This is a genomic window from Paenibacillus sp. tmac-D7 (assembly GCF_006519665.1).
GTDB classification, from domain to species: domain Bacteria; phylum Bacillota; class Bacilli; order Paenibacillales; family NBRC-103111; genus Paenibacillus_G; species Paenibacillus_G validus.
The window spans coordinates 17,611-31,950 of record NZ_VIDW01000010.1 but is presented as its reverse complement, the minus strand read 5'-3'; the positions used below and the strand labels follow the sequence as shown (position 1 = coordinate 31,950).

14 protein-coding genes are annotated in these 14,340 nt (G+C 50.6%); all 14 read left to right on the top strand.

The annotated features are described in order from the left end of the window. The first annotated feature begins 4 nt into the window (after positions 1–4). Positions 5–1,534: an o-succinylbenzoate--CoA ligase gene (menE, locus tag FKP33_RS09375; RefSeq protein ID WP_219996647.1), complete on the top strand. Its 1,530-nt coding sequence runs from the start codon at positions 5–7 to the stop codon at positions 1,532–1,534. Positions 1,535–1,551: 17 nt separating this feature from the next. Next, positions 1,552–2,724, top strand: coding sequence for an acyl-CoA dehydrogenase family protein (locus FKP33_RS09370; RefSeq protein WP_127605990.1), 1,173 nt, complete (start codon positions 1,552–1,554; stop codon positions 2,722–2,724). 40 nt (positions 2,725–2,764) lie between these two features. Then, positions 2,765–3,532 carry an electron transfer flavoprotein subunit beta/FixA family protein gene (locus tag FKP33_RS09365; RefSeq protein WP_141334680.1) on the top strand — a complete coding sequence of 256 codons (768 nt, stop codon included), beginning with the start codon at positions 2,765–2,767 and terminating at the stop codon, positions 3,530–3,532. Between the two features lie 13 nt (positions 3,533–3,545). Then, positions 3,546–4,520 (top strand): electron transfer flavoprotein subunit alpha/FixB family protein, encoded by a 975-nt coding sequence (locus FKP33_RS09360; RefSeq protein ID WP_141334801.1) that lies wholly within the window; start codon positions 3,546–3,548, stop codon positions 4,518–4,520. Positions 4,521–4,593: 73 nt separating this feature from the next. Continuing rightward, positions 4,594–6,639, top strand: coding sequence for a (Fe-S)-binding protein (locus FKP33_RS09355; RefSeq protein WP_141334678.1), 2,046 nt, complete (start codon positions 4,594–4,596; stop codon positions 6,637–6,639). A gap of 69 nt (positions 6,640–6,708) precedes the next feature. Then, on the top strand, positions 6,709–7,896 hold the full coding sequence (locus FKP33_RS09350; protein ID WP_141334676.1) for an acetyl-CoA C-acetyltransferase: 1,188 nt from the start codon (positions 6,709–6,711) through the stop codon (positions 7,894–7,896). A 201-nt stretch (positions 7,897–8,097) separates the two neighbouring features. Beyond that, positions 8,098–8,643 (top strand): TetR/AcrR family transcriptional regulator, encoded by a 546-nt coding sequence (locus tag FKP33_RS09345; protein ID WP_127605998.1) that lies wholly within the window; start codon positions 8,098–8,100, stop codon positions 8,641–8,643. Between the two features lies 1 nt (position 8,644). Further along, a complete protein-coding gene (locus FKP33_RS09340; RefSeq protein ID WP_127606000.1) occupies positions 8,645–9,010 on the top strand; it encodes a DMT family transporter in 366 nt (121 codons plus the stop codon). Positions 9,011–9,012: 2 nt separating this feature from the next. Continuing rightward, a complete protein-coding gene (locus FKP33_RS09335; protein WP_127606002.1) occupies positions 9,013–9,327 on the top strand; it encodes a DMT family transporter in 315 nt (104 codons plus the stop codon). 114 nt (positions 9,328–9,441) lie between these two features. Beyond that, complete coding sequence (locus tag FKP33_RS09330; RefSeq protein WP_127606004.1) at positions 9,442–10,257, top strand: ABC transporter permease; 816 nt, start codon at positions 9,442–9,444, stop codon at positions 10,255–10,257. Between the two features lie 41 nt (positions 10,258–10,298). Then, positions 10,299–11,399, top strand: a complete 1,101-nt coding sequence (locus FKP33_RS09325) for a taurine ABC transporter substrate-binding protein (protein WP_244932913.1) — start codon at positions 10,299–10,301, stop codon at positions 11,397–11,399. A gap of 16 nt (positions 11,400–11,415) precedes the next feature. After that, the gene (locus tag FKP33_RS09320; protein ID WP_230875941.1) at positions 11,416–12,243 is read left to right on the top strand and encodes an ABC transporter ATP-binding protein; all 828 of its coding nucleotides are present in this window, start codon (positions 11,416–11,418) and stop codon (positions 12,241–12,243) included. 27 nt (positions 12,244–12,270) lie between these two features. After that, positions 12,271–13,416, top strand: coding sequence for an FMNH2-dependent alkanesulfonate monooxygenase (gene ssuD, locus FKP33_RS09315; RefSeq protein WP_127606006.1), 1,146 nt, complete (start codon positions 12,271–12,273; stop codon positions 13,414–13,416). A gap of 318 nt (positions 13,417–13,734) precedes the next feature. Continuing rightward, positions 13,735–14,304, top strand: a complete 570-nt coding sequence (locus FKP33_RS28070; RefSeq protein WP_141334675.1) for a DUF427 domain-containing protein — start codon at positions 13,735–13,737, stop codon at positions 14,302–14,304. Positions 14,305–14,340: the final 36 nt, after the last annotated feature.

Here is a 14,340-nt window from a genome sequence, read left to right as displayed (position 1 = left end):
ATTTATGAAACATATGGGAAATAACAATTTTTCATCCCTTGTGACCCGAGGCGCTTTAAACAACCCGAACAAAGAAGTCATCACCTTCAAGCAGCAAAGAATGACGTACCGCGAGCTTCAGGAGAGAGTCAGCGCCTTAGCGCAAGGGCTGCTTGATCTCGGAGTAAAGAAGGGCGATGTGGTTGCGATTCTCTTATTTAACCACACCGAATTTTTTGAAATTATTTTTGCCGCCAACCGGATCGGAGCGATCTTTCTGCCGCTAAACTTCCGCTTAGCCGCCGATGAAATCGCATACATTGCAGACAATGCCGATGCCAAAGCTATTTTCTCGGAGGACTCCTTCCATGAAACGCTGGATTCCATTCGGGGGAATGTGCAGCAGCTTCAGCATTATATTACGCTGTCCGCCAACGAACCGTCCGGTTGGACCCGATACGAACAATTGATAGAAACGAACCGGGGCGCCGACGTTCAGGACGCGCACGTCGAACTGGACGACCTGCACCGCCTGATGTATACGTCCGGCACGACTTCCCGGCCCAAAGGCGTCATGATTACCTATGGAAATCTGTACTGGAAAAATATCGGCCATATTTGGGAATTCAATATTACGCCGGACGACAAAACGTTAATCTCCGGGCCATTGTATCATGTCGGAGCGCTCGACTTGACGGCAACCGGCACCCTCTATCGCGGTGGAAGCATCGTCATTGTCAACAAGTTCAACACGCTCGAAGTGCTGGAGACGATCCAGAGAGAGAAGCCGACGAACATCTGGCTGGCTCCCGCCATGGTCAACATGATTCTGCAGGAACCGACGACGGATCAATATCAGCTGGATTCGATCCGTTACATTATCGCGGGCGGGGAACGAATGCCGGAGCCGCTCATCCAAAAAATCCAGCAGTTGTTTAAAAACGCCTGGTTTTGCGACGCGTACGGATTAACCGAAACGGTGTCGGGGGACACCTTCATGCCGAGCAGCATGACGTTTGAGAAGCTCGGCTCGGTCGGGCGGCCCTGCCTGCATCTCGATCTGAAAATCGTAGATGATCAGGGACATGAAGTTTCGCCGGGCGAGGTGGGTGAAATCGTATTGCGGGGACCGAAAATCTCAAAAGGATATTGGAAAAACCCGGAGGCTACCGGGAAAACGTTTAAAGACGGCTGGTTTTTCACAGGAGACATGGGCAGACTGGACGCGGACGGCTTCCTGTTTATCGTAGACCGCAAGAAAGATATGATCATCAGCGGCGGAGAAAATATCGCATCGCTGGAGGTGGAACGCGTTCTTTATGAACTTCCGACAGTACTTGAAGCTTCTGTAATCGGGGTACCGAACGACAGGTGGGGAGAAGTGCCGAAGGCGTTCGTCGTCGTGAAGCCGGGGGCAACCCTGACCGCAGAAGAAATTCAAGAGCATTGTATGTCCAGACTGGCTAAATTCAAAGTGCCGAAAGAAGTGGAATTCATAGATAAACTTCCGCGGAATCCGTCCGGTAAAGTGCTGAAAAGACTATTGAGGGAATAGAAGGAGGATGAATCTGAATGAATTTTGAAATAACCGACGAACAAAAAATGATGCGGGACGGCGTTCGACAAATTGCTGAAGATTTCGGGCTGGACTATTGGCGGGAAAAGGACGACAAGCACGAATTCGTCTCTGAATTATGGAGCGAGCTCGGCAAAAACGGTTATATCGGTGTGGCCGTTCCGGAGAAATTCGGCGGCGTCGGACTTGGGATGATGGAAATGACCATGGTGATCGAGGAGCTGGCTAAAGGGGGGGCCGGGTCCACGGTAGCACAGCTGTTTATGCTCACTCCCGTTTTCGGCGGAGTGACGATCGATCTTCACGGCAGCGAAGCGCAAAAGGAACAGTATCTGACGAAGATGTCCGCCGGACAGCTTAATTTCTGCATGGCGCTGACGGAGCCGAACGCAGGCAGCAACTCGCTTGAGATCACGACGATTGCCAGGAAAGAAGAAGATCATTACGTGATCAACGGTCAAAAAATTTGGATATCCGGTGCCGATGTGGCTGATAAAATGCTGATCGTCGCCCGAACGACAAAGCGCAGCGAAGTGCAGAAAAAAACCGAAGGAATCAGCCTCTTCCTGGTGGATACCAAGGACCCCGCCATTACACTTCAGCCTATTGAGAAAGTGGGGACCCGCTGTGTGCGGTCCGATACGGTATTTATCGAAAATTTGAGAGTGCATAAAGACAACCTGATCGGAGAAGAAGGCAAAGGCTGGTCATACCTTGTGGATACGCTTAACGCAGAACGGATTGTGACGACAGCCGGGCTCATTGGGACGGGGCAGCTCGCTCTGCAGCTCGCGGTGAATTACGCGAAAGAACGGGTGGTGTTTAACAACACCCCGATCGGCGCTTATCAAGGCATCCAATTCCCGCTTGCGAAAATTCGGGCCGAACTGGAGCTGGCGCAGCTGATGAATTATAAAGCCGCATGGCTCTATGATCAGAAGAAACCGAACGGCACCGAAGCGAACATGGCCAAATTAATCGCCGCCGAAGCAGCCTTCCATGCTTGCGACCGGGCCATGCAGGTAATGGGCGGGTATGGCTATGCGAAAGAATACCACATTGAACGGTTGTGGCGCGACGTCAGACTTTTCAAAATCGCCCCCGTATCTGAAGAAATGATATTGAATTATATCTCGCAGCATGATCTCGGTCTGCCGCGGTCTTATTAACTTTCGTTTGCCTTGATGGATTGCGGAGGAGGAGTGAAGGATGGACATCCTGGTTTTGCTGAAACAGAGCTTAGGCACGGAAGAAAAAATTTTCATCGAGAACAAGAAGATCAAAGAGGATGACGCGGAATTTGTGATCAATCCTTATGACGAATATGCGGTGGAGGAAGCGATCCGCTGGAAGGACGAATTAGGCGGTGAAGTGACCGTGCTTACCGTGGGACCGTCCAGAGCCGAAAGCGCGCTCAGGACTGCGCTGGCTATGGGGGCAGACCAAGCGATACACGTGATATCCGAGGAAAGCCAGCATGATGAAGCGGCGATTGCCAGCATCATCGCCAAAGCCATCTACGGGAAATCCTACGATTTGATTCTTGCCGGAAATATGGCCATTGATTCGGGAGCCGGCCAGGTTGCCGTACGTGTCGCCGAACGGCTCGGGATTCCCCACGTGTCGACGATTACGAAACTAACCATCGACGGCAGCCGAGCCGCCATTGAGCGTGATGTAGAGGGTGACGTAGAGGCAGTGGAGGTCGACCTTCCTTTGCTGGCGACCGCCCAGCAGGGATTAAATGAACCCCGTTATCCGTCTCTGCCCGGCATCATGAAGGCGAAGAAGAAGCCGCTTCAGCAGCTGACCGTCGCCGATCTGAACATGAAGCCGGAAGAATTGCAGATCTATACCCAGGTTGTCGATCAATATTTGCCTTCCCCGAAGCAGGCCGGTCGCATGCTCCAGGGAGAGTTGAAGGATCAGGTGAAGGAACTGGTACATTCGCTGCGCAGCAAAGAAAAGGTCGTATAGGGAGAGATTGATGATGAGTAGAAAAGTGCTGGTAGTCGGGGAAACAAAAGACGGGCATTTGCGACATGTAACGTTCGAAGCTTTGACGGCCGGCAGAAGACTGGCAGACGGCGGACCGTTGATAGCCGCACTCTTTGGATCAGACGCTGAATCGTATGCTGAAGAAATAAGCAAGTACGGCGCGGAACAGCTTTACGCGATTTCCGGTGAAGGGGCCCATCCAACCAATGAATACTGCACCGAGGCACTCTTTCAACTCATTCAGGAGATACGTCCCGATGCCATACTGATGGGTCATACGTCGGCAGGCAGAGATATCGCTCCCAGACTCGCTGCGCGTATGGGTGTCGGATTGATCTCGGATTGCATTGGAATGGAAGTGACGGGAGAAGACGTTTTCTTTACAAGGGCGGTCTATTCCGGTAAAGCGTTCCAGATCAAGTCATTCCGCAGCGGCACGATCTATGCCACGCTGCGCCCGAATAACATTGACGTCTCCGAAGCTCCTGCCCAAACCGCTGCGGCTGTTTTCCGTCCGGACGTCAAAGATCTGAAAGTGCTGGTCAAAGACATCGTTCGCAGAACGGCGAGCGGCGTGGATTTGAGCGAAGCCAAAATCATTGTAGCCGGAGGCCGGGGAGTGAAGAGCGCGGAAGGCTTCGAACCGCTCCGTGAGCTCGCAGCTGTGCTGGGAGCCGCTGTGGGCGCCTCCCGGGCGGCATGTGATTCGGGATTCTGCAACTATGCGCTGCAAATCGGCCAGACGGGTAAAGTGGTAACCCCGGACTTATACATTGCCTGCGGCATTTCCGGTGCTATTCAGCACCTGGCCGGCATGTCCAATTCGAAGGTGATTGTCGCCATCAATAAAGACCGCGAGGCTCCGATATTCAAGATTGCGGATTACGGCATCGTGGGCGACCTGTTTGAAGTTGTCCCTATGCTGACGGAGGCCTTTAAGCAAACCTTGCACGATGCGGCGGGTTGACCGCTGACGGAAGACCCGGATGTAAAAACAAACAGCGACAAGTAAGGTACCCGCAGAGGATGGGGGAATGATCATGCTGTCACTTTTAAATTTCATAGCCTTTCTCGCTGTAACCGGATATGCGCTGTACCTTGCCGCTCATGTCATCTACAGCCGCATCATGTTCATTCAACTAGGCAAAAAATCGAACTTGCGAAAAGATACCGCGGTCCGGATCAACGAGTTTCTCGTTCATGTATTCGGGCAGCGAAAACTTTTCAAGGACGCCAAAAGCGGCGTCATGCACTTTATCCTGTTTTACGGCTTTATCATCCTTCAGTTCGGGGCTATCGAGCTCATGATCAAAGGATTTATCAAAGGCTTTGAATATCCGATCGGGGAATTTCATCCCTATTTCAGCGTTCTCCAGGAAGTCACTACGTTACTCGTCCTTCTTGCTGCGCTTTATGCCTTTTACCGCCGTTATATAGAAAGACTGGCGCGGTTGAAAAGGGGATTCAAAGCGGGCCTCGTCATCATGTTCCTCTCGGTTTTGATGTTCTCGATCTTGATGAGCCTGGCTTTTGAGCATCTTTGGCTCGGGAATACGGGAAGCCCCTATGCTCCGATTTCTTCGATCATCGCGGGTTGGTTCGCCGGCATCGGTCCGGCTGCGGCGGGCGTAGGGTTCTATGTGTTCTGGTGGATTCATCTGCTCACCCTGCTGTCGTTTGCCGTCTATGTCCCGCAGTCCAAGCACGCGCATATCATTTTTGCACCCGTGAACGTCTATCTGCGGGATACGAAACCGGCAGGAAAGCTGACTTCTATAAATTTCGAGGATGAAACGCAGGAAACATACGGGGTTGGCAAAATCGAAGAGTTCCGCCAAAACCAGTTGATGGATCTGTATGCCTGTGTCGAGTGTGGGCGCTGCACCCAGATGTGTCCGGCTTCGGGTACGGGAAAAACGTTGTCGCCGATGGACGTCATCACCAAGATGAGGGATCATTTAACGGAAAAGGGAGCGGCCATCACCTCCCGGACAGCGTGGATGCCTGGTTTCGTCTTCAAAGATCCCGGAGCGGATACGCTGGTCAAGAAGGCGGGGACGACGGATTCACTAGCGGCAAATCTGGTCGGAGAGGTGATCACCGAGGAGGAATTGTGGGCCTGTACGACCTGCCGGAACTGCGAAGATCAGTGCCCGGTGGCCAATGAGCATGTCGAAATGATTATCGATATGCGCCGTCATCTCGTATTAACGGAAGGCCGTATGCCGTCCGAAGCGGTCCGTTATTTCCAGAACGTCGAGCGGCAGAGCAATCCGTGGGGAATCAGCCGGACAGAGCGGATCCTATGGCGTGAAGGACGGGAGGATATCGTCGTCCCGACGGTTAAGGAAGTGGATGAATTTGAGTATTTATTCTTTGTCGGCTCCATGGGCTCTTACGATCAGCGAACCCAGAAGGTGGCGCAGTCTTTCGCCAAAATCATGAATGCGGCTGGAATTCCATTCGCCATTCTGGGTAATGAGGAGCACAATTCGGGGGATACGGCCCGCCGGATGGGCAATGAATTTCTATTCCAGCAGTTGTGCGAGAAAAATATCGCCAATTTTGAAAAGTATGGGGTGAAGAAAATTGTCACGATCTGCCCGCATACGTACAACACGTTCAAGAATGAGTATCCGGAATTTGGGCTGGAAGCGGAAGTTTATCACCATACGGAGCTGATCTGGACATGGATGGAAGAAGGGAGAATCAAACCGACCAAACAGGTCCATGAAGCCATTGCTTACCACGATTCCTGTTACCTCGGCCGGTACAACGGAATTTATGAGATCCCGCGTAAAATCCTTCAGTCCATTTCGGGTGTGGAGCTGCTGGAGATGGAACGGAACCGGCAGGATTCGATGTGCTGCGGGGCCGGCGGCGGCATGATGTGGATGGAGGAAACGCAGGGCAAACGCGTCAACCTCGCGCGGACCGAGCAGGCGCTGCGCGTGAACCCGACAGCGATCGGAAGCAACTGTCCGTACTGCTTGACGATGATGAGCGATGGCGTCAAAGCGAAAGAAGCGGAAGAGCGGGTCGCGACACTGGATATTTCGGAAATCGTGGAGCGTGCTCTTGCATGAACAATTCCGGTTCAAGTGCTGCCTGTAAACGGCGGACTTTTTATGGAGTAAAGGAGAGGAGGGACCGGGATGACGAGAAGGGACGCCGTTATTGTGAGCGCCGTTCGTACGGCCATCGGCAGTTTTAACGGGAGCTTAGCCGCTGTACCGGCTACGGAGCTTGGATCGGTTGTGATCCAAAGCGCGCTTGACCGTTCAGGAGTCGCTGCCCATGAAGTGGATGAAATTATAATGGGGAACGTATACCAGGCCGGATTGGGACAAAATCCCGCCCGTCAGGCTGCGGTCAAAGCCGGCCTGCCGGAATCCATTCCGGCGATGACCATCAATAAGGTATGTGGTTCGGGTCTTAAAGCCGTGCATTTAGCGGCACAGGCCATTTGGGCTGGAGAAGCCGAGGCCGTTATGGCGGGTGGAATGGAAAATATGAGCAGAGCGCCGTATTTGTTGGAGAACGCCAGAAGCGGCTTCCGGATGGGGGACCAGCAGGTGGTCGACAGCCTCATTCGCGACGGATTATGGTGCGCGTTTCATGACTATCACATGGGGATCACGGCAGAGAACCTGTGCGAGAAATACGCCATTTCCCGGGAAGCGCAGGATGAATTCGCAGCCTGGAGCCAGCAAAAAGCGGAAACGGCGACAGCCCAAGGGAATTTCAAGGATGAAATCGCTCCTGTTCGGATTCCGCAAAGAAAAGGCGACGCCCTTGTCTTTGAAACGGATGAATTTCCCCGTAAAGGCGTCACGGCTGAGGACCTCGGCCAATTAAAACCGTCCTTCATGAAGAATGGAACCGTGACTGCGGGCAACGCCTCAGGCATCAATGACGGGGCTGCGTGCCTGCTTATCATGAGCAGGGAAAAGGCGCAAAAGCTCGGAATACCTCCACTAGGGGTTATAAAAGCCAACGCTTCCGCAGGGGTTGATCCTAGTGTCATGGGACTCGGTCCCGTACCGGCCACGCGGAAAGCGCTGCACAAAGCAGGCCTCTCCCTCGAAGATATAGACCTGATCGAAGCGAATGAAGCTTTTGCCGTACAGGCTCTTGCCGTTGACCGGGAGCTCAAATTCAACAGAAGCAAGTTAAATGTAAACGGCGGTGCGATCGCGATCGGACATCCCATTGGCGCGAGCGGCGCCCGGATTCTGGTTACACTGCTTTATGAAATGAAGCGCCGGTCCTCCCGGTATGGTCTTGCTACGCTGTGCATAGGCGGAGGCCAGGGCATAGCAACGATTGTTGAAAGGGAATAAATCGAACCCTCACGTATTAAGATCCCCGTATAATGGGGATTTTTTAATTTTAAGCAGGGAAATGTCGGCAACAAGGAGAGTTCGGGTTACTTGACCAGCGTAGACGCACTTTTCTATATCCAACTAATGCGATGGGAATATGTATTTTTTATTGACAAATAAACCGTCCGGACGGTATAGTAATCAACAGGGGGCTATCATATGACATCAAACTCAAAACGTGACGCAATATTGAAAGTAGCTTGTCGCCTCGTGAGGGAAAAAGGAGCTTTGCAGCTTACATTGGATGCCGTCGCCAAAGAAGCTGGCGTAAGCAAAGGCGGTCTCTTATACCATTTTCCATCCAAAGAGCTACTCATTCAGGCTATTTTAAGCGATTTTCTGGACCGATTCGATTCGGACACAACGGAGGAAGCTGTGCGTAATACCAATCTGAACAATGGGTGGGCACAAGCTTATTTGATTAAAACATTTGAGATTAGCAAGGATGATCTGGAAATGAGTTCGGGCGTTTTGGCAGCCGCCGCAAACAACCCGGAGCTGCTGGAACCGATGCGCCAACGCTATATAACCTGGCAGAATCGAATGGCTGCCGAGTGTTCAAATCCTGTTCAGGCTACGGTGGCCAGGCTGGCCGGAGACGGATTATTTTTCTGTGAACTGTTCGGATTTGCGCCGCTGGATGAAGAATTGCGATCATCTGTCCTCGCTTATCTCATGAAAATGACCGAAAAGCAGGACGCCTAGCATGCCTTGGTTCTATGTGCTAGTTGGCGGTGTCATGGATGTTGGCTGGGCCATTGGGTTGAAATTGTCGCAAGGATTCTCCAATCCGCTCCTAAGCATAGCAACCATTATATGTATCCTCATCAGTTATGGATGTTATGTCAAATCGATCCGGATGCTTCCAGCGGGAACCGCATATGCGGTTTTTACCGGTGTAGGCGGAGCGGGGACTGTGATCGCAGGGATGCTGTTTTTGAATGAACCCGCAGATTGGATGAGAATAGGCTTTATTTCGTTCATGTTTTTCGGCATCCTTGGTTTAAAAAGCATGGAAGCCAAAGAACCCCCTGTAAACCAAACAACGACCCGTTATCGGGAGGAATTATAAAATTGGATTGGATTTGTTTGATCGTCGCCGGTTTGTTAGAGGTTGTCAGTGTCGTGTTGATGAAGAGGCTGCATGGATTCAGGCTGAACAAGACCACCCTTATCTGTATAGCAACCTTGGGAGGCAGTCTCTTTTTACTTTCATTATCTCTTGCTTCCATTCCGGTCGGCACCGCTTATGCCATATGGACGGGTATAGGGTCTGTAGGCGCAGTGATTGTGGGCATGATTTTTTTTAATGAAAGCTACAGCCTGAGAAAAACTATGTATATCGCCATGATTGTCATTGGCATTGTTGGATTAAAATTGACTTCTTGAGGAATAAAGGTGTCTACCCATCTGAGCAGGGTGCACCACGCAGTATAACCAACTATATATCTATGGATACTTTGTTATTTTCACAGCGTGTATGGAAAGGAGTAGACAGATGGGATGGCAGAAGTACCCGTGCGAAACTTAAAAAAGAGACGTTCTAAAGCGAGCAGCACGATTTATTACGGTATTTCCGCGTTGTCCGTTTTGATCGCTCTTATCTTATGGCTGCTGGCCAGCACGAAGGGTTGGGTGAACCCGCTATTCGTTCCGTCTCCGGCTGCGGTCTGGACAGCATTTCTCGATATTGCGCGCGAAGGCTATAAAGGAGTGTCGTTGGCAGGACACATTGGCGCCAGTATGAAACGTTTGTTTCTGGCGTTGGCAGCTGCCTGTATAACTGCTGTGCCGTTAGGCATCCTATGCGGCCGATTGAGGTGGCTTCGAGCCATTTTCGACCCCTTTATTGAGTTCTATCGTCCGCTTCCGCCTCTTGCGTATTATTCGCTGCTAGTCCTTTGGTTTGGCATTACCGATACATCCAAAATCATCCTGCTGTTCTTGGGCGCATTCGCACCGCTGTTCATTACGACGGTCTATAGCAGTCAGCGCATACCGATGGATCGAATCCATGGAGCCAAGTCGTTGGGTGCATCCGGCTGGAATATATACCTGTATGTCATATTCCCTTCGTGTCTTCCGGATATATTAACAGGGCTTCGTACGGCTGTTGGTGTTACTTATGCCACACTGGTAGCTGCCGAGATGATTGCGGCTGTATCCGGGATCGGTTGGATGGTGTTGGACGCAAGTAAATTTTTACGAAGTGATATTATTTATGCGGCTATTATGATGATGGGGATTATTGCAGTCCTTATTGACGCCTTGCTCCGGAGACTTATTCGTTGGGCATCGCCATGGACGGAAGGGCAGTAGATACACACGAAGATGAAGATGATAAGGAGAGAGGTCTCTTGTTGATTCATAAGTCAAAGAAACAAATACATACCGCTATCTTATTATTAATTACGTTGATGATGGTCATATCCGGTTGCGGTAGTGCCGGTACGGCTAACTCCCCATCCGCAGCTGAGGAAAGCACAGCCAAGCCGACAGCTGCTGGAGCACAAGACCCTGGCAAAGCCAGTGAGCTTCCTAAAGAAATCAAAATCGGCTATCAGGTTTCACCAAACGGGGAACTGCTGGCCAAAGCGCTGGGATTAGCGGAAAAGAGATTCCCGGATGTTAAAGTTTCGTGGCTGAAATTCGACTCCGGTCGCGACGTGAATGTAGCCATGGCTGCGGGAGGAATTGATTTAGGTCTGGTCGGAACACCGCCGGGCGCATCCGGGATCGCACAAGGGCTTCCTTATCAAATTTATTATATTCACGACGTCATCGGCGAGAGCGAAGCGCTGGTCGTGAAGAATAATTCGGGTATCCAATCGTTGCAAGATTTGAAAGGCAAAACGATTGCTACGACCTTTGGTTCGACATCTCATTTCAGTCTGCTGTCTGCGCTTAAGCAAGAGAATGTTGACCCCAAAGAAGTGAAGATCATCGATATGCAAGCGCCAGATCTTCTGGCAGCCTGGCAGCGCGGCGATATCGTCGGCGGATTCACATGGCAGCCTGTGCAGTCCAAACTGCTTGCAAACGACGGCAAGGTGATTATTACCTCGAAGCAGATAGCGGACAAAGGGGCATTAACCGGAGAGTTCGGCGTCGTTCGTAAAGATTTTGTCAGCAAATACCCGGAAGTCGTGAGAGGGTATATCGCCGTATTGGATGAAGCAAGCAACTATTATATCGATCATCCGAAAGAAGCGTCTGAGGCACTTTCGAAGGAACTCGGTCTTAGTCCGGAGGAAAGCCTGAAGGCGATGAAGGAAATTATCGTGCTGAACGCAGCCGACCAGACGAATGCCAAATATATGGGAACCAAGGACAATCCGGGTGAATTCGCTAAGCTATTAAAGGCAACAGCCGATTTTTTGGTCGAGCAAAAATCGATTACCAAGTCTCCTGAAATTAGCGTATACCAAGAAGCGATTCGTAACGATTTGTATCAAAAATAAGAAGGAGGAGATCCTTTTGTTCGGTCAACATAACGCTGCTGCTGAACGGGATGTTCTCCTGCATGAACTCCAGGGCATTTCGCTTCAAGACATTTCCTTGGAGTTTCATCATACGACAACACCCGTTCGGGCGCTGGATGGTATTCAGTTGCGTATGAAAAAGAACGAGTTTGTCTGTGTATTGGGACCTTCAGGCTGCGGCAAATCTTCACTGCTCCATATTATCGCAGGTTATGTCAAGCCGACTACCGGGACGGTCCATATCGACGGCACGGAACATAACAAACCGGATTCAAAGGTGGGCGTGGTTTTCCAGCATGCCAACCTGTTCCCCTGGCTCTCCATATCGGGCAACATTGAATTCGGCCTGAAGATGGGTAAAGTCCGGAAGGCGGAGCGTAAGCTTAGAGTCAAACAATACTTACAGCTTGTAGGATTGGATCACTATGCATCCTTGCTTCCACACCAATTATCCGGGGGGATGAAGCAGCGTGCGGCGATCGCTCGTACGCTAGCTACTGAGCCCGACATTATTTTGCTGGATGAACCGTTCAGCGCGCTGGATGCGTTAACCCGGGAATCGATGCAGCAGCATATGCGCGAGATATGGAGACAAACGCAAAAATGCCTGTTTTTTATAACGCATGATGTGGATGAAGCACTTCTGCTGGCTAGCCGCATTATTATCATGCACCCTAGTCCAGGCCGAATTGTGCAAGACTTTGACAATCCGCTTCATTTGAAATTCGCGGACGAATCTTTTGAACATATTCGGTCCACGAGGGAATTCGCGGAACTGCGAACATTTCTGTTCACACAAATAGCTTCGCATATAAAGGAATAACTACCATTAGAAGAGGAGAGCTCATAGATGGAAATGTTTTGGTATTTACCGACGATGGGAGACGGCAGATTTTTGGGAACAACGGAAGGCGCCAGAGTTACCGACCTGTCCTATTTTCGCCAAATCGCGCAAGCTGTTGATCGGCTGGGCTACACAGGAATGCTCGTGCCTACCGGTCATGCCTGCGAAGACGGTTGGGTCGTGGCATCAGCACTTTTTCCCGTTACGGAGAGATTAAAGTTTCTTGTGGCGGTAAGACCTGGCGGTGTATCGGTTAGTATTGCGGCACGAATGGCTGCTTCTTTCGAACGATTCTCTTCGGGCCGTCTGCTCATTAACGTCGTAACGGGAGGGGACCCGTTGGAAATGGCCGGTGACGGAATTTTCTTGGCGCACGCCGAAAGATATGAGGCAACCGATGAGTTCCTGACCGTCTGGAAACGACTCATGACAGGTGAGGAAGTGACCTTCACCGGCAAGCATATTCGTGTCGAAAGGGCCAAGCTATTGTTCCCTCCGTTAGACCATAAGTCGCCGCCATTATTCATTGGAGCTTCTTCCCCGGCTGGGCATAGAGTCGCTGCCAAGCATATAGATACCTATTTAACGTGGGCGGAACCGCCAGACATGGTGGCCGAGAAGATCAAAGATGTGAAGGCGCTTGCAGCTCAGCAGAATAGAGAAATCCGGATCGGGCTTCGCGTGCAAATCATTGTCCGGGATACGGCTGAGGAAGCATGGTCAGAGGCGCATAAGCTCATTCAGTATGTGACGGATGAAGACATCGCCACAGCGCAACAAACGTTTGACCGTTTTGATTCCGTCGGGCAGCAGCGAATGACCCGCTTGGTTCGAGAGAACGCGGACCGGCTGGAGATTAGTCCTAATCTTTGGGCGGGAATTGGTCAAGTTCGGGGAGGGGTTGGGACTGCGCTGGTCGGAGATCCTGATTCCGTTGCGAAGCGTTTGCTTGAATATCGGGAATTGGGAATCGATACGTTCATCTTGTCAGGATATCCGCATTTAGAAGAAGCTTATCGGATTGCGGACTTGTTATTCCCAAGACTTCCGGTGTCCTACCCGAAGCGTCCGGCCGATGTCACCTTGCAGCCTATGGGTGAAATATTAGCTGAAAATATATTGTCCAAGCAGCTTCTTCCGGACAAACATTAATTCGGAGCCATCTAGTCAGTACAGAGGAATACTACCCATTATCAACGGAGATGCAGCCTCTAATCCTTGCTGATTAGAGAACTGCAATCTCCTTTTTTATTTTCATTCGGCATATGTGAATTTCATTTCACATTGGAATAATAGGAATAATGCTTGAGAATCATTTCAAGGGATTTTATTATCTATTATAGATAATAAATTATCACTATATGATTATATTTAAGGAGGTATTTCGAAGAGCATTCCGTCCGTTGGAGAGCCGTCTTGTCAAGCAGTCGACCCTGTCAAGAAAAACATCATGATTGAAACGAATCCAAGATGGGTTCGCGTCCGTGTTGCGGTGAGACAATCGCGGATAGTAAAGGCGTACTGACGCTTCATGAGCGAGGCCATCTTCCCGTGTATTATTTTCCTGAGTCGGATGTGCGCAAGGATTTGCTTATGCCAAGTTTGCATACCACTCATTGCCCGCTGAAGGGAGACGCCTCTTATTGGAACATACAGGCAGGAGACAGGGTTATTGACAACGCCGTATGGAGCTATCAACAACCACGGCCTGAAAGCGAAGCGATACGTGGGTATCTGGCCTTTTATTGGAACAAGGTCGATACATGGCTGGAGGAAGAGGAAGAAGTTTTTGTGCATCCCCGAGATCCGTACAAACGAGTGGATGCGGTCTCCAGCTCGCGGCACATTCAAATCGTATTGAACGATAAGCGCTTAAAGAGAGATCGATCCAAGCGGTGGTTGAGGCCGCCGAACACGTATCGCGGAAGATGGGGAAGCTATAAGAATAAGACAAGACACATGTCGGTCTCTTCAGACTATCGAGAAAGTCTCGATAGTCTTTTTTTGACTCTGTATTTATTCGAACATGGAATAATATGAAGGGATTTTGGAAAAATTATCAAATGGTTGAACTGT